General features: G+C 67.8%; 10 protein-coding genes and 3 pseudogenes. 5 read left to right on the plus strand and 8 right to left on the minus strand.

Annotated features, from left to right (window positions below; translation table 11 throughout):
- Nucleotides 1–96: 96 nt before the first annotated feature.
- A pseudogene (locus AB0G14_RS32590) lies at nucleotides 97–330 on the minus strand (helix-turn-helix domain-containing protein); the annotation flags it as partial.
- Nucleotides 331–343: 13 nt separating this feature from the next.
- Nucleotides 344–3640, minus strand: a complete 3297-nt coding sequence (locus AB0G14_RS32595) for a DEAD/DEAH box helicase (protein WP_357704126.1) — start codon at nucleotides 3638–3640, stop codon at nucleotides 344–346.
- 537 nt (nucleotides 3641–4177) lie between these two features.
- Between AB0G14_RS32595 and AB0G14_RS32600 the strand changes: the two genes are divergently transcribed.
- Both AB0G14_RS32600 and AB0G14_RS32605 read left to right on the plus strand, forming a co-directional pair.
- Entirely contained in the window at nucleotides 4178–4699 is a 522-nt protein-coding gene (locus tag AB0G14_RS32600; protein WP_357704128.1) for a GNAT family N-acetyltransferase, read from the plus strand.
- Between the two features lie 1152 nt (nucleotides 4700–5851).
- Nucleotides 5852–6003, plus strand: a pseudogene (locus AB0G14_RS32605) (integrase core domain-containing protein); the annotation flags it as partial.
- A 181-nt stretch (nucleotides 6004–6184) separates the two neighbouring features.
- Here AB0G14_RS32605 and AB0G14_RS32610 read toward each other — a convergent pair.
- The 3 genes and pseudogenes from AB0G14_RS32610 to AB0G14_RS32620 form a co-directional block, all read right to left on the minus strand.
- Complete coding sequence (locus AB0G14_RS32610; protein ID WP_357704144.1) at nucleotides 6185–6454, minus strand: hypothetical protein; 270 nt, start codon at nucleotides 6452–6454, stop codon at nucleotides 6185–6187.
- A 52-nt stretch (nucleotides 6455–6506) separates the two neighbouring features.
- Nucleotides 6507–6722, minus strand: a pseudogene (locus tag AB0G14_RS32615) (sigma factor); the annotation flags it as partial.
- 761 nt (nucleotides 6723–7483) lie between these two features.
- Nucleotides 7484–8089, minus strand: a complete 606-nt coding sequence (locus tag AB0G14_RS32620) for a YdeI/OmpD-associated family protein (RefSeq protein ID WP_357704130.1) — start codon at nucleotides 8087–8089, stop codon at nucleotides 7484–7486.
- Nucleotides 8090–8558: 469 nt separating this feature from the next.
- Here AB0G14_RS32620 and AB0G14_RS32625 point away from each other — a divergent pair, with 469 nt between their 5' ends.
- The gene (locus AB0G14_RS32625) at nucleotides 8559–8879 is read left to right on the plus strand and encodes a DUF6578 domain-containing protein (protein WP_357704142.1); all 321 of its coding nucleotides are present in this window, start codon (nucleotides 8559–8561) and stop codon (nucleotides 8877–8879) included.
- A gap of 732 nt (nucleotides 8880–9611) precedes the next feature.
- Nucleotides 9612–10220, plus strand: coding sequence for a hypothetical protein (locus AB0G14_RS32630; RefSeq protein ID WP_357704132.1), 609 nt, complete (start codon nucleotides 9612–9614; stop codon nucleotides 10218–10220).
- A 187-nt stretch (nucleotides 10221–10407) separates the two neighbouring features.
- On the opposite strand, the gene AB0G14_RS32635 is transcribed toward AB0G14_RS32630, so the two are convergent.
- Complete coding sequence (locus AB0G14_RS32635; protein WP_357704134.1) at nucleotides 10408–11937, minus strand: RtcB family protein; 1530 nt, start codon at nucleotides 11935–11937, stop codon at nucleotides 10408–10410.
- A 673-nt stretch (nucleotides 11938–12610) separates the two neighbouring features.
- Between AB0G14_RS32635 and AB0G14_RS32640 the strand changes: the two genes are divergently transcribed.
- Entirely contained in the window at nucleotides 12611–13744 is a 1134-nt protein-coding gene (locus tag AB0G14_RS32640) for a hypothetical protein (RefSeq protein ID WP_357704136.1), read from the plus strand.
- 379 nt (nucleotides 13745–14123) lie between these two features.
- Here the strand turns inward: AB0G14_RS32640 and AB0G14_RS32645 are convergent, their stop codons facing one another.
- Both AB0G14_RS32645 and AB0G14_RS32650 read right to left on the minus strand, forming a co-directional pair.
- Nucleotides 14124–14696, minus strand: a complete 573-nt coding sequence (locus tag AB0G14_RS32645; protein ID WP_357704138.1) for a DinB family protein — start codon at nucleotides 14694–14696, stop codon at nucleotides 14124–14126.
- Between the two features lie 259 nt (nucleotides 14697–14955).
- Nucleotides 14956–15897: an SMI1/KNR4 family protein gene (locus tag AB0G14_RS32650; RefSeq protein ID WP_357704140.1), complete on the minus strand. Its 942-nt coding sequence runs from the start codon at nucleotides 15895–15897 to the stop codon at nucleotides 14956–14958.
- Nucleotides 15898–16190 lie beyond the last annotated feature (293 nt).

Here is a 16190-nt window from a genome sequence, read left to right on the forward strand (position 1 = left end):
GCCGCAGCCCTGGTCATCCTCCACATCGAGCACGGACGAACCACCTGAAACGAACACTACGCACAGTCGCGAACCGTTACTCGGAAAGGCTCAGTGCGTGAAGGGGCGACCCAGACTCTTCGGTCGGGTCGTGGCCGTCGCGACGATGAACCGCTGGTCATCATCGGTGATCAGGCGGGGACGGCCTCCCGCCCACTGAGGGTTCAGAGCGCGTAATCCGATCTCGTTGAACCGGTGGATCACATCCCGAACGGTGTCCTCGTGCGCGGCGACCAGGCGGGCGATCGACGGCACCGGGGTGCCGGACGCCGACGCCATGATGATCAAAGCCCCGCGAGGTGCACTATCGGAGCAGGTCTCGAATGTCGGCGGCGGTGAGCTGCGCGGACGCGAAATCACCGCCGTCGAGGACGCTTCCGAACAGTTCGGCCTTGCGGGCCTTGAGCGCCATCACCTTCTCCTCGATCGTGTCCCTGGCGACCAGCCGGTACACCATCACGTTGCGGGTCTGCCCGATGCGGTGCACGCGGTCCACGGCCTGCGCCTCGGTGGCGGGGTTCCACCACGGGTCGAGCAGGATGCAGTAGTCGGCCTCGGTCAGGTTCAGCCCGAAACCGCCGGCCTTGAGGCTGATCAGGAACACCGGTGCCGTACCGTTCTTGAACTCGGCGAGCACCGTCGCCCGGTCGCGGGTGGCCCCGTCGAGGTAGCAGCAGCGGATGCCCGTTGCCTCCAGCCGCTCCCGGGCGGCGTCCAGGAACCGGGTGAACTGGCTGAACACCAGAGTCCGGTGGCCTTCGGCGACGAGATCGCTGACCTGCTCGGCCAGCACGTCCAGTTTGGTTGATCGTACGGCACGGTGTTTTGCGTCGACCAGGGCGACGTCCAGGCTGGCCTGCCGCAGCAGGGTCAGTGACCGGAAGATCTCGAACCGGTGCTGCTGCAGGTCGCCGAGCAGTCCGAGTACCTTCTGCCGCTCCCGCTGCAGGTAGGTCTGGTACACCTTGCGGTGTTTCGGGTTGAGGTCCAACTCGATGACCTGTTCCTGCTTGTCCGGCAGGTCGACGGCCACGTCGGCTTTGCGGCGGCGCAGCATCAGCGGCCGGATCCGCCGTCGTAGCTGGGCGAGCCGTTCCGCGTCGTGGGCCTTCTCGATCGGATTGCGATAGTGATCAGTGAACCGGTCCGCGCGGGGGAACAGGCCAGGCGCGGTGATGGACAACAGCGACCACAGTTCGAGGAGGTTGTTCTCCATCGGCGTGCCGGTGATGGCGAGCTTGAACGGTGCCAGGAGTTGCTTCGCGCAGCGGTATCCCTGCGAGTGGGGGTTCTTGACGAACTGGGCCTCGTCGAGGATCAGCCCGGCCCAGTCGAGGGCCTCGTAGTCTTCGAACTCGAGTCGGAACAGGGTGTAGGAGGTGACCACCAGATCCGCACCGCGAACCGCGTCGGCGAGCGTCGTGCCGCGTCGTGCGCGGGTCTGGGTGATGGTGGTGGTGACGAGGTCCGGTGTGAACCGGCTCGCTTCGCTCGCCCAGTTGTGCACGACGCTGGCGGGGGCGACGACCAGGAACGGCGCCCGTGGACCGCCGGTCTCGCGGACGTGGCAGATCAGGCCCAACGCCTGCAGGGTCTTGCCCAGGCCCATGTCGTCGGCGAGGACCCCACCGAGTCGGTGCTCGTGCAGGGCGGCCAGCCACCGGAACCCGTCCTGCTGGTACGGCCGTAGCGTGGCCTTCAGCCCCGATGGGATCCGATGCTCGACGCGGCTGCCCGCGCTGGACAGTGAGCGCACCGCCTCCTGCCAGGCGGCGGCCTGGCCGGTAACCTCGCCGAGCTCGGCTAACTCCTGCCACAGCCCGGCCTGGAAGCGCCCGACCCGCAGCACCCCGGGCGGCGGGTCGTCCAGCGCGCGAGACTCGGCGATCAGGTCGCGCAGCTGGCGGAACTCGGCACGGTCGAGGCTGAAGTACGTGCCGCTGGGCAGGATGAGGTACTGCTGATCTGCGGCGAGCGCGACGAAGATCTCGTCGAACGGCACCTGCTCACCGCCGACCGTCACCTGTACCGACAGGTCGTACCAGTCCGCCTGCCCGCCAGCGTCTGCGCTGGCGAACGTGATGACCGGCGCCTGAAGCGTCTCCTGGTAGGCGGGGCCCGACTCGTCGAGCTGCGTAACGACGTCGACGCCATCGATATCGGTCAGCCGGGGCAGGATGTCGTTCAGGAACCGGACCATCGTGTCGCCGGCCACGTCAGAGGTGGCCGCCAGCCGAGGCCCCGCAGGCGTTGACTCCAGCAGGCCCAGCGCCGGGTCGGCGACCATTTCGGTCACCCGCCGCACCACCTTCTCCCGGTCGGCCGCGTGCGCGACAGGGGCTGGCGCCCACAGCGGCCCCCGATGATGACGGTCACCGACTGGCAGCACCCACTCCCATCTCAGCGACAGCCGATGCCCGGCCATGCGTTCCACCGTCAACGTCAACGCCGCCGCCCCGAGATCAGGCAACCGCACCGACGGATCCACCGCGACCACTTCCGCCTGCCGTAACAGGCTCGGATAGTACTGCTCATAGAACCGCGCCTCGTCGTCGGTGGGAACCTGGATCGCCGGCTTTGCCAGCATGCCGGCGATGCCCGGCTCCAGCGGCCGCGCCAGCGGCGCGAGCCGCAGCACCCTGTCCCGTGGCCGCGGGGCGGCCTGTCCCCGCACGCCCCACCAGGCGATGCCGTGGACCGGCTGGCCCACCAGCAGGGACGAATCCGGGGCGACCGGCACGCCGTCGGCCAGCAAGGTTGGTACGAGCAGCAGGCCGTCACTGGTCCGGTCGACCCGTACCGACACCCGCGCCGGTTCCCGACACACGACGACCCGCCCAGCCGCCTTTCCGGCCTGCACCATCGGCAACCCGGTCTCCTGAGCCTCGCTGAGCAGGTCCCAGATCCGCCGACTCGCGAACGCGTCCAGGTAGACCGTTTGCTGGTAGCCGCTGTAGTAGTGCCGGTCCTCGGCCGCCGTGGACAGCGCCAGAATCTCCTTGAGGAGCTGCCAGTGCCGCTGCACCCGCCTCGGCTGCCCGTAACAGGCGTAACTGAGATTCGACCAGGAGATCCCCGACCGCACCCACCCGCTGCGACCTGGCACCACAGGGCGCAGGGCGATCCGCCACGACGATTCCGCGCCGGCCTGCCCGGCACCCGCGAGATCGAACTGCAACCCGACGCCGGCCCGGTCCGACTCCGGATCGGCGGAAGGCTCGGGCGCCGTACCGACCAGCGGGGACAGCGCGGTCTCCCACGCCGGCGGTGGCGCCACAGCCCGCGGGCGGGGCACACCTCGGGCCGACACGACGGCGAGGATCAACGCGGCCGGATGGGCGCAGCCCGGATCGTCACCGCAGCTACACGATCCCTCCACCGCAGTGATGTCGCCACTCGAATCGGTGCGCGCGATGGCGATCACCGTGCCGGACAGGTCGCCGCCGAGCCGGGCATGAGCCTGCCCGGCCTGCGGCTCCCACTGCACGTCGACCAGCTCGCCCCGGTCGAGGTGAGCACGCGCCTGGACGAAGGAGCGTGTCCCCACCGCGACACGCACGGACTCTTCATCCTCGGTCAGCACCAGCCGCGCCAAGGTCACCTCCAGACATCTCGCCCAGGCAGCCGCGAGCGTATCCTTCCGCAAGCTGGGCAGTGCCCGGCGCCACCCGGTCCGTCCGCCCCGTCGGCTCGGGCACCAGCGGACCGCGGCCCGGGATGGTCGACCGGAGGCTGCCGCCAGCGCGAGAAGTCGAACCCGCACGGGCGGCGGCAGTCTGGCTGGTCCAGGCGGTGCGATGGGTCAACCGTGGATGCAGCCGGTTCCATGCCCGGGCGGTCGCGGTGCCGTAGAGGCGGTCAGCGCGTGGTCGTGGCCGTGTTCGGGGCGCCCAGCCGGCCGGGTTCGCATGTGATGCAGATAACACAGTCGGCGCGCGAGGAACTTGCTGCGTTCCTGGCGCTCCTCGTCGGGGTTGCGTCTTTGACCTGGCTGACATTGCGATGCAGGGCCCCGCAGCGCCTCCTGGTAGCCGCCGAAGCGCGTGGGCCTTTGTGGAGCTGAATCGGCTTCTGGGGGTGATCAATGTTGGTAAGAAGCGGCTCGTTTTAGCGGTCCGGCTTTCAATACCGTGACCGCATGCCCGAGTTGATTCTGCCGACTATCCGCCTGCACGCCGCGTTCTTGGAATGCCGCGACGACTGGGGCCCTGGCCTCCACGAGGACGGCTTCGGCCTGGGGGCCGACGACGACGTGGACTCGCCCGAAGGCTTCGCCGCTTGGGTGCACGAGCGGGTCCGACTGACCCATCCGGCCGGCGACCCGTGCCCGGACGAACAGCACGGCTCACCCCGGTGGGTCGTCGAGAACGGTCACGTACTCGGGGGAATCGCCCTCCGGCATAAGTTCGACGACGAGATCGGCCAGATCGGCTACGGCGTCCGGCCGTCCGCGCGCCGCCGAGGACTGGCGAGTTGGGCACTCAGCGAGATGCTCAAGGAGGCTCGCGTCGTCTTGGGCCTAGATCGCGTCCTCATCCCTTGTCTGGCCGACAACATCGCGTCGGCCCGGACGATCGAACACAACGGCGGCGTCCTCGAGGGCATCCGCGACACCGAGCACGGTCCAGTGAGGCGCTACTGGATCGTCTTATATCGATGATGGGTCACGCGTCGCGCACGGCTCAACACGGTTCGGCCGCGCGATCTTGTCGGGGCCGCCCGCCGGCGGCTGGCGTCGGAACTGATCACCGAGTTCGCCCAGGTCGACAAGAAGTGACTACGCTCACCGGCCCATGGCGACCAGGATTAGCGTCACAACGACCGAAACCGTAAAGGACGTGACGCCGTATCGCAATCTCTGTACCGACGTGCGAAGAAATCGGTATCGGTATGCATGGGTCTGCAAGACGACCCACAGATTCACGGTGGCCCACGTCAGTTCCTGTGATCGCGTAGCTGCCTCAAACTTGTCGCGGAATAGCGCGTACCCCGAGAACTCCCGTGTGGTGTCTGTGTGTTGGTAGTAAAGGCTCCGAGGCGGCTCGTCTCCGTAGAGCTTCCTCCATGTCTTCAGCGCGACGAATGCGCCAGCGGCACTAGCGATGGATGATGTAGCCAGCGCGAGGGTTACCGCAGCGCCAATAGTGATGAGCACGAGAGAGAGTCGTCCACCGAAGACCTGCTCCTTGAGGGTTTGCGGCGCGAGTAGAGCGACCCCGGCAATCAAGGCTGCGTTTGCGGTAATGACAAAGGATGCCCGGCTAGCCACCGATCCTCGAAGGCTATCGTAGCGACTAATATGCCACCTGGCGGCCTCGATGCGTTCCAGCAGTTGCTGGTCAGTTGGGTCGCAGTCAACTCGGACGGAGCCAATGCTGGCCAGGTCCGGCGAGCTTTCCTGTTCGCCTCTGCTCAGTTCGGGAACTGCGGGAGGTCGAGACGAGGATTCGGAAGACCAAGCCGCGAAGAATGAGCGCGCTCGCTGACAGATTCTCGACATCTCCACATTGGATCACGTGAATTGTGGGAGTCGCATCCCCCGACGGGAGTGGAAGTGAAGCCGGTCGTCCTGATGGTCCCCGGCAGCAGACGGCCAGGCTGGGCAACCGTAGGGGCGTCGACGAGTGACACGGACGAGGACGCTCGTCGGCGCTGGGTTACGGACAATCGCCCAGGCGGCTGCCTGCAGTCGGCCTCCGGACTGCCCAAGCGACCAACGGAGCAGCCAAACCGGCGAGCATAAGCGGACAACCGGGGACGCGGGCACCGTATCGACGAGGTCAGCACGCGGCTCGGCCGGCGGCCGGAGCACATCCGCCTGGACAACGGTCCCGAGCTGACCGCCCACGCCCTGACCGACTGGCGCAGCTACAACGCGTCGACCCGGCCTACATCGACCCCGCATCACCGTGGCAGAACGGAACCTGCGAATCGTTCAACGGCCGGTTCCGCGACGAGTTCCTCACCTGCCCGCCAGGATGGCTCAGGACCCGCGTTGTCATCCGCAATTCGGCATGACAGCGCAAGGCGCCAGGCACCACCGCGCGGACAGCTACAGCCGCCTACCCCCGCTCCGCTCGACTGAGCAGCACTGCGCCGATCATCGGGCGGGCCGTGCCTCCACAACGCACACACCCGACTTTCGTCAGCGCGGCATGGCGGCGTACTCGGCCATGAGGTATGAGCGGTAGGTGATCACCGCGGGGATCGTCACGTTCAGCTTTCCCGCCGTGGTGGTCAGCACCTCCTCGTATCCCAACAGAGCGCCGGAGCGCGGATCGACGATCACGGTGTACTGGGCGGGCAGGCCGTGGGCGTTGGTCGTGATCGAGAAGGCCTCCCCGGTGCGCCCGGCGCGGTCGGTGACGGTTCCGGTGACCGTGATGCCCGGGAGGTCGGCAAGAAGTCTGAGCACCGCGGCGCGCTGAGCGCACCCGCAACGTCAACTCCTGCCACCGCCGACGGCCCCTGGCCTCGTTGGCCAGCACCAAACGCGCCACCCCGTACAGCCACGGCAACGCCGAACCGTCCGGCACATCCCCCAGACGTCGCCACGCAACAAGGAAGACCTCAGCGACAACATCGCCCACGTCAGACGCGACGATCCGCCGAGCGACGTACCGCCACACGTCACCGTGATGACGCTCGTACAGCTCGGTGAACTGCTCCTTCGCAGCGTTCATCGCACCTCCTACGTGCTTGTCCGGCACCGGCCGAAACGTCACACCCCGCAACGAAGGAACCACCCCGCCCGCCCCTGTCCCACCTCAACCAGGCGTAACCAGCACGCTTGACCTCTTCAGCCACGCCGAAGAGGTCTCGGAGCACGCACCGCTGGTCAGAGGGTTGCTGGTGGGATTCGATTCTCAGCGGTTGAGATCCATGCTGATGCCCCCACCACCGCAGGTAGAGTCGCGCATCGATACGGCAGGACCTGGCGACCGGCGCCGTCGGGCCCTCGACGACAGCCGGCCGGCACCGGCCGGGCGGGGAGCAGCGGACCCTGACCACTTCGGTCCTCTCAGGGTGGTCACGCCCGGTTGCTCGCCGGCATCGTCGCAGGTCACAGCGCTTCCCTATGTGCAGCGCCGGTGACCACTTTGCCCTGCTGCACCCCATTCTGCACTCACCTGTAAGGCCCGCTCAGCCAGCAGACCTTACCGCCCTGACCTGCGGATACTCGCCTATCAGGCGATATTGAGTGCCGTTGAAGGCTGTTCGCTGCCGTTGAGTGCAGTTGTGTGAAGCAGGACGCCGCACCAACTCTGACCTGCAGAAACGAGAACCCGCAGGTGGGCGCGGGTGCAGTTGAGCGCCGTTGCGTGCTGTTGAATGCAGTTCAACGCCGTTCAGCGCACCCGCCTGCTCCCGGCGTGCTCCCCGATCCCGGCGGGCGACAGCGGCGCCGCCCGCGCCTCGGCGCTTCGCTTCGGCAACTCTCCAATTACGGCGAGCTCGAAGGCTTGGCCTTCTGCGGGTAAATCGTCTCGTGACGGGCCAGCATGGCAACGAACTCGCCGATCTTCCGCTCGCGGGTCTGCGCCCGTTTGACGGCATTGACGCGGTGAATGAGAGCGAACCGGTTGGTCTTGGTGAGCACGTCGAACATGGCCTGGGCAGCGGGGTCGGCAGCGATGGCGGCGAGGAGGTCGGCCGGCACCTCGGCTTCCGACGGCGGGGCGTAGGCGGCCGCCCACCGCCCATCCGCTTTCGCGGCTTCTACCGCGGCGCGGCCTGGGGGCAGCATTCGCCCCTGCGCTTCCAGCCGGGCCACGTGGGCGACGTTGCGTTGTGACCAGGAACTACGGGGCCTGCGAGGGGTGAACCGGATCCAGGAGGTTTCCTGGTCCCGTTTACGTGCCTGCCCGTCGATCCAGCCGAAACACAGGGCCTCGTCGACCGCCTGCTGCCAGGTCAGCGTCGTGACTGTGCCGCCCTTCTTGGTCAGGGCGAGCCAGACGCCGGGCGACGTGGCGTGGTGGGCCGACAACCACGCGCGCAGTTCGTCGGCGTCCGCGACGATCAACTCATCCAGTTCGGCACTCGCCATGACGGCAGGCTATCGCTGCGCCGTGGCCGCAGCCTCTGCCTGTTGGACTGCCCGACTCGTCGGGCTGCCGGCGCGCCGGTCGCTCGACGGACCGTCGGGGGCAGGACCTCGATGCTCAGGACGGTTGCGGCGTCGGGCCGGCATGTCGGACTCCTCGTGCATGTGCCGGTTGCGGCGAGCGTCGTCCACGACCACGGGCCTCTGACAGTCGCCAGCGCCATCCACGGTGGCCGCCAGACGCCGTACGAGCCGGCGACGCCCGGCGATCCAAGCCGCGCACCTCAACCGCTCGCTCTGCGGCAAATGAGTGCACTTGTAATCGGCGACCACGGTCGCGGTGGTGCCCGCCTGACGTGCCGAACTGAGGAGAGGGTGCCGCGTGTTCAGGCATCAGCGCCCGGACAATGTGCATGTGAACATGATCGTTTGGATGGAAGACTGGCAAATGCAGTGCTGTGGGGAGCCGTTCATGGTTGGCTCCGAGGTCGCTTGGACCCTACGCGACGATGACTTCGAATGGTTGGACGAGATGCTTGGCACCGATGAGGTGGGGCGCCATGTGGATGCCGCCGAGGAACATCACCGTGATGTAGATTGCGGAGTAGCCGCTACGAGGGGAACTGTCGAAGCGATCGACGTATGCCGACGTCGTCTGGCTCACCCGCGCCCGGACGCCGATCATCGCTACATATGTACGTCCAGGCGTACCTGGCTCTGCACTGGTGCCTGGACGCCGACACCCTCAGCACGGCGTTTTGACAACCACCAACGCTCGGATGTCTTGCTCTAACCGTGGCGCCGGCTCGATCGGTCGGTGGCAAGCCGGCGCAGCCAGTGCGGCAGCCGGGCGCCGGAACAACGACGGCGTCCAGTGGTGCACAGCGCCCGTTCCGGCCCGGCGGCTGGAACGGTCCGCACCCGCGGGGCCGTTCCGCGCTGGAACGGCCGGGGCCGTTCCGTACGTCGGCGGGCCGTTCCGGCGAGCCCGCCCTCGGGCCGCGCGGCCGCGGGCGACCGGCGCCGGTGGAACGGGGCAGCCGTCGACGCCACAGGGGACGGATCTTCACCACGTCGGCTAAACGATCACGGGTGACAGCCCCCGGTCCGGCGACGGTAAAGACGTCGGCCTTCCCCCACGGCCCCGTTGCCACCGTCATCGAGCAGCGCAAACGCCGCTCCCGCGGTTCCCCGCCGGGCGCGGTGTCGACGGCCCCTTAACGAAGCGTTGGCGAACCGGCACCGGGCGCGGGCCCGGCCACGGCGGGACAGGGGGGAACCAGGGCACGTTGGTGGCCTCCTCGCAACGGTGCAGCACACGAAGGTCTCCTAGTCACCAAGCGCGTGCCGGCCCTCGCGCCGTACCGACCGCCCCCGCCGGGTCGTTCCTTCCCAGCGTCCTTGCGCAGCGCGGCCACGGCCGGGGAGAGGGTGGTAGCGGGCGTTGCGAGGCCCTGAGCAGCCAAACCTGACAGGCAGTGGGGCAGTCCACCCGGCTACGGCAGAGGTATAGCAATGTGGACCTGTGGTCAGTATCGAGGACCTGCTGCAGCGACGTACCGACCTGTCGACCTTCTTGATCCACCTGACCCGTGACACTCCCGGTGATGACGGGCCCATTGCCCGGGAGAACCTGCTGACGATGATCGGGGACGGATACATCGAGGCCCGCTCGCCGTTCGGGCCGGCGTTGGTGCACGAGCCGAACCTGACGTACGCGGCGACGCAGAAGCCGGGTCGCCACCTGGTGCTCCTGCTCTACGCCCAACCGCTGAGCTGGATACACCGCCTCGCCTCAGCCGACATCATTGAGACCGATCAGGAGTTGTTCATCCGCCTCGGCGAACCGCCCACCCCCGGTCCCGGACCCGTTCGCCGACCTGCTGCGCCAACTCGCCGCCGTAGCACCGCCAACGAACACGGGTGGCTGTTTCCGGGCCAGTTCGCCGACCAGCCCATCACCTACGGCACCCTGTCCCGGCGGCTGCGCCAGCTCGGTTTCCCACCCATCGACGCCCGCGGCTCCGCGTTGCGGCAACTCGTCCTGCAAGCCCCCGCGCCGGTCGTTGCCAATGCGCTTGGGTTCCACCAGAAGAGCACCGCCCGGCAGGTCGCCCAAGCTGGCGCCACCTGAAGCTGCTACGCCGCCAGCGGCCATAACACCCGACCTGGACCCCGCGCTTGCTCGCCTCCACCTCGGCGAGGTGGAGGCGAGCAAGCCTCAGCGGGGACTACCGCCACGTCACCGCTCCGGGGCGGCGGCAGCCCGCACGGTGAGGGGCTGTCCGGCTGACCCCAGCCGGGTCAAAGGCGGGGCCCGGTTAGCCCTTCACGGTCAGGATCGGCTGAAGTTCGGCGACGGGTCGGGCGACGTCAGCTCGTTGGAGGCTGTTGACGACCGGGCCGACGTCCTTGTATGCCCACGGCGCTTCCTGCTTGAGGTCGCGGCGCCAGGCATCGATGATGTCCCGGCGGGCGGCCACGGCCGGGTCGTGGTGGTTGAGCGGGGTGACGACCCGGAACTCGCGGAGGAAGGCGTCCAGTTCGGCGTCGCCGCCGCGGGCCGCCGCGCCGCGGGGAATCCGACGGCCAGCGCCGTGGCAGGCGCTACCCAGCGCGCGGGTTTCGCCGAGCCCGCGAAGCAGGTAGCTGGGTGCGCCCATGGAGCCGGGCACAATTACCGGCTCGCCCCACAGTTCTGGGCCGCGGTGCGGATGGTCGATGATCCCGCCCGCCGGAGTGGCGCCCTTGCGGTGCAAGACGGTGCCGTCGTCTCCGGGCCAGAGCAGGTTGTGGGGCGCATCGTAGATCAGCCGGGAGCCGATCTCGCCGACCACGTCGGCAAGGCCAGCACGCAGCATCAACGCCAGGAAGAACCGGTTGCCGATGGCGAAGTTCGCCGCGTTCGCGAACGCGGTCAGGTACCGCTCCCGCCGCGGCGCGCCGGATTCGTCAAGCAGCATCGGCAGAATCCGGTTGCGCGGCATCGGTACGCCGCGCGGCCAGGCGGCGCGGGCCTGGTCCCGGCCGGTGGCGTTGGCCTGGTGCCCCAGCGACAGCGAGCCGCTGTGCACCATCAGCACCACCCGGCCTGGTATCAGGCCCCAGGCGTGCGCGGCCGCGCCATCGTGGATGACCGACACGTATTGCAGTTCGGCGAAGTGGTTGCCGCCGCCGACACTGCCGATGATGCTGTCGTAGCTCGTCCCGCCACCGCTGGTGATCCAGTCACGGAACCCGGACGCGGACGCGACCGGGAACCCGGACGCGTGCAGCCGACCGCTGAGATCAGTCGTATCGTCCGGGCGGACCTGTCGCCAGGCGCCGTCGGCGTCGGTCGGGACACCACTATCGAGCAACCCAGGCAGCCCGTCGCGGAGCAGTCCTTCGCGTTGCGTCGCGGTCAGGCCGATGCGGCGCCCGCCCTCGAAGAACAGGTGACGCAGTCTCCGCTCGAGTGTGTCCAGGTGTGGGCGCAGGCGGTCGACGGTGACCTCGGTGACCTCGACCCGCATCCCGCAGTTGATGTCGTTGCCGACCGCCTGCGGGATGAGCGCGCCGACCGTGTGCAGCACGGTGCCGATCGGGATGCCGGCGCCCTTGTGGAAATCCGGGGTGCATATCACCCGGTCGATGCGGGGTTCCACGTCGAGGCCGGGCGTGGCCTTGGCCAACTCCCACAACGTATTGGCGGTGTCCAGCACAGTGAGCAGTTCGTCGATCGCCGCGGATTCCAGCGGCACCTCGGGACCGGCGCAGATCTCCACCGGAACATTCGCGGGGTTGGGCAGGGTGAGCCAGGAGTCGTCGGTGCGGACCAGACGGGGGTCTGGCCGCTGCGGAACGGGCATAAGGGACCTTTCGAACGCTGCCGAAGATAGGGACGGGACACCGCCACGCGATTATGGCCGCGTGGGGATCCGGGTCGAGCCCGGACCGTGTCCGGTTGCGTGCCTGACGGTTCAGCAGCCGCGAGGTCGCAATCAGCATAGGCCGCAGAGGGCGCGACCCGCGAACCCATTTCGTCAGCGCTTGGGCATGCCGCACAGGGAACAGCGCCCCAGCACTCGTGAAGGGCGAATCGGTAGACGACGCAGAATGGCCACCGCTTGCTCGACGAGACCGGACAGCCGCCGATCCCACCTAATCCGGCCGAGCTGTCACGTTCGGTAACCCATGAGGGCTCCTCATCGAGCACTCGCCACGATCGAATACGCGCGTCTACCGGTTCTGTCGCGGGCCATTCCGGTTCCCGGCCACCACGGACCCCCAGGGGCGTTACCAACCAGGCGGCGACGACCACCTGGTCCACCAGCGTGCCCTCTGTCGGCGTACGGATTCCGCTACAGCGTCAGGTACGCATTGGCGTACAAAGATCCGCCCGTCCCGAGAAACCGCATGCCACTGGCCATCGGCCCACCAGCCTCCGTGCCACCGCCTATGCTCAGTCACCGGCACGTAGTCGGCCGACGCCCGGATCGCGGCAGATCCGGATATTGCACCAGAGCGATCTATGCTTCGTCGGTGCGACACGGAGACCTCCTGGCACAGACCGACTGGTCCGCGGTCGAGCACGCATACGCCGGGGATCCCGACGTGCCCTCGTCGCCGGAGATTCTCGCGGCGTTGCTGGACGAGGATGCCGGCCGTCAGGGCCGGGCGCTTCTCGACCTCAACGACGTCGTCCACCACCAGGGCGGCATCTACAGTGCGACGGCGCCGGCGGCGCACTTCGTCGCCGCGGTGCTCGACGATCCCCGCACACTGACGCTGGTTTCGCCCAGACGTGGCCGCCGTGGCGCCATGGTGCCGCTTCGGGTCGCCCTGCTGGACTGGCTGGCGTCGGTCATGCAGCACATCACAGAGCCAGACGAGCGTCGGCGGGGCTTCCCATATGACGTCGCCGCGTGCCGTGCCGTCCGCCCATCCGTCTACCGCACTGCGTGCGCGATGCGCACCGACCCCGACCCGGCGGTCGCCTCCCAGGCGCTGGGCACGCTGCTCGCCTGTCTGCTCGACGCCCCGGAACTCGCGCACCACCTGGCCGAGGCCGCTGCGTGGTCGCGTGGCGGCCGCGCCCTCGCCGGCCTCGACAAGCAGTCCAGGGTGATGGCGGTCATGAGCCTGCAATCGTGGGGGTACGACACGACACCAGCCATGGAAACGGACCCGGATCCGGTGGTACGGGCAGCCGCGGCGCTCTCGCCTGCAAACGCGGGCAGCATCCAAGGCACGCGGGCGCTGCTCGATGTGCTGTCGGCGCCTTCCGCCGCCGTGTGGTGCACGCGTGACTACCCACACTTCGGTCCGATCTTCATGTCCAACTTTCTGCCCGCAGCCATCGACCGGGCAACATTGGACGAACTGGTCCCTGTCCTGGACGTTTTCCTTGCCGGCGCGCCTCCCATCATGTACCTCGGCAGCTGGGGCACGCGGTTGCGTAGGAAGGCATTCCCGGGTGGGTTCCCGCCCGTCGAGCCGCTCGACACCGCCCAGCGAACACTGCTGAACGTGATCTCGGCCCGCTGCTTCAGCCCGGACTCCCCACGCATATGGTCTGGTGGCGACGCCCGGATGGCGCTGCGCGACATCGTGCCAGAAGGCGCGGTCTTCGGCATCGACGCAACGGCCCGGTCAGCGGGCTTGGCGACACCGTGAGGGTAGGTCACGATGCCGTTCACCCCTGCCGCCCCTCAGACCGCTGGTTCCCTCCCCCTCATCTCGAAATTCAGCCTGCGAGTCCACGCCGGCTCCAAGCCGACGACCGACCACTGGCGACAGTTCTGCGCCCGGCGAATCCCAGCATCGGCAACATTGATCAGCTGCGCTGATCTCGGCAGTTCAGCGAGGCCGGTGCCGTGCAGCCGGCACCTCCGACGCCGCGACGGAGAGTGACACCCGGCTCGGAAGGTAGGGCGCGCGCTCGGCGGCAAATCCGTGCATGTGACCTTGGCTTCGGGCTGCGACGGCGCTGGCCGGATGCAAACGGTTCCTCGGACGAATTGGACGGCATCCGCGGGTTACGCGAAGACCGTCCTCAGGCGAACTCGCGTGCGGTGGATTCCAGCCTCTCGCGGTAGGCGGCCCACCACGCCTCGTCTCCCTCGACCACGTTGTCGCCGGGCCGGCGCCAGCCGACCTGGCCGTCGACCAGTTCGCGCACGATGTCGGCGTGCCCGGCGTGCCGGTTCAGCTCGGCGAGCACGTGCACGAGGATGAGGTGCAGCGTCACCGGCGTGTGTTGCCACCACCGCACCGAGCCGGGCGCGTCGATCGGAAGCGCCTCGATCGTGGCGTCCGCGTGTGCCCAGACTCGGTGCCACAGGCCGATGATGTCGTCCCGGGACTCGTCGGCCGCGGCCCACATGTCCGCGTTCGGCTCGGCGTCCTCGTCCAGGCCCACGACCGGCTCGGGAAAGGGGCGGTCGAACACCTCGCCGAAATACCCGGCGATCACCGAGGCCACATGCTTGACCAGCCCGAGCAGGTTCGTACCGGTCGGCACGAGCGGACGCCGTACGTCGTACTCCGACAGCCCGTCAAGCTTGCCGAGCAGCGCCTCGCGCGCCTCCCGCAGGTACCGATGGAGATTCGCCTTGGCGTCTGTCATGCCGCCCAGGATCTCACCGCCGCGATGCCCTGTACGCCCGTGTTCCGAACCGCGGCTCTGTGGCGGTCACGCGATCGCGTTCCCGATTGCGCCATGCCCATGTGTCGACGTCCGCCGTAACGGTGGGTAGCGCGAGTCGCGGCAGAAGAGTAAACCGGATCTTGGATCTTGCGGCAAGATCGTAGGCGTGGTTGGCGAACAGTGCCAGGTCGCCGACGGGGTCGGCCGCGACGGCCACGGACCTGCGGGATCGTGTGGATCAGTACGAGTGATCGAGCATCCTCTGGATGGTGTCACGCACCGAGCGGTCTTCCTCCACTCTCAGGTGATTGCCGAGAGTCTGGCGTAGCTGGGGGCTCAGCCGTCTTCCCTGGGGTGTGTTCGTGGTCATGAGGATGGCCGCGAGAGATCGAACACCGGGTACCGGATCTGCGAGTGCTGCGGGCAGGCGATCGCGGCCGTGCTCGCCTTGGGCAGACAGAGCGCGCAAGATCATTTCCCTCACGGCCGGGTGCGGTTCCGTCGACAGCGCCTGTGCCAGGACATCGGGGAGCGATGCACTTGGCGCTGGGTACGTGATGAACGTGCACGCGGCAGCACGCCGTCGTGTTGCGAGTGCGTCGTTCAGCAGCGTGGCCACGAGCGCTGCTTCGTCGCCGGCCATCTGGTCTGCGAACCAGGTCAGATTACGATGTTCGGCCAGGGTGAAGTCCAACCAACGCTCATACCAGGCGAGGAAGTCCGGGTCGTTGTGGAAGTGAGGCGCGAAGAAGCCCTCGGCGTTGACCTCGACCAGACGGCCGCGGCCGGGTCCGGTAACGACGAGCAGGGTGAAATCAGTGCATCCTCGGTAGACGACCGCGATCGCGCCCGGAAACGCGGGCGCAGCGCCGCCGTGCCTACCGGCAGACCATGCGGCGATGTGCACATCAGGAACGAAGGGAAATGGCTCGGCGAGCTTCCCGTTGACTCCCGCGCCCCCGGACACCCACCGTTCCATGGACAGCAGTCCATAGGTCGGGCCGTAGCCACCATGGCCGATGTGGGTGACGAACTGATGGAACTCCTCCGGCATCCGGGTACCGTGTAGTTCCTCGAAGTCTGAGACTTGCTGCTCAGTGAGCACGGGGCCGAGTACGGCCTTCTCCGCTGGGGGCAAAGCTGCCAGTTTGACCTGAATCCGGGCGATCCTGTCGTCCACCGGTACTTCTTGTCATGTCAGAGGGCCATTCAAATTCAAGGCGTAAGCATAGTGCATACCCTGATACACCGACTGACATCATCGCCACCGAACCGGGCCAGGGATCGCCGGAGGTCCAGTTTTCGCCCTGAGGTCCCCGGTTCACGGAGTCTTTGGCCAGTGTGAACATCGGTCACCACGGTTGTTGTCAAGTCAAACTGTGACTGGTCAGGTGCTCGTCGGCGGGTCGGCTTGACCTGGGGCGTTCGGGTTGGATCATGGTTGGGTGTGCGGAACGCCGTCGATCGTGGAGC

Origin of the sequence: Micromonospora sp. NPDC023814 (assembly GCF_040639595.1) — a bacterium.
GTDB lineage: Bacteria > Actinomycetota > Actinomycetes > Mycobacteriales > Micromonosporaceae > Micromonospora.

What these genes read in the sequence shown, in the direction of transcription:
- AB0G14_RS32625 (WP_357704142.1), top strand. Translation starts at nt 8,559, where the DNA reads ATGGTTGGCTCCGAGGTCGCTTGGACCCTACGCGACGATGACTTCGAA.
- AB0G14_RS32645 (WP_357704138.1), bottom strand. Translation starts at nt 14,696, where the DNA reads ATGACAGACGCCAAGGCGAATCTCCATCGGTACCTGCGGGAGGCGCGC.
- AB0G14_RS32635 (WP_357704134.1), bottom strand. Translation starts at nt 11,937, where the DNA reads ATGCCCGTTCCGCAGCGGCCAGACCCCCGTCTGGTCCGCACCGACGAC.
- AB0G14_RS32600 (WP_357704128.1), top strand. Translation starts at nt 4,178, where the DNA reads ATGCCCGAGTTGATTCTGCCGACTATCCGCCTGCACGCCGCGTTCTTG.
- AB0G14_RS32620 (WP_357704130.1), bottom strand. Translation starts at nt 8,089, where the DNA reads ATGGCGAGTGCCGAACTGGATGAGTTGATCGTCGCGGACGCCGACGAA.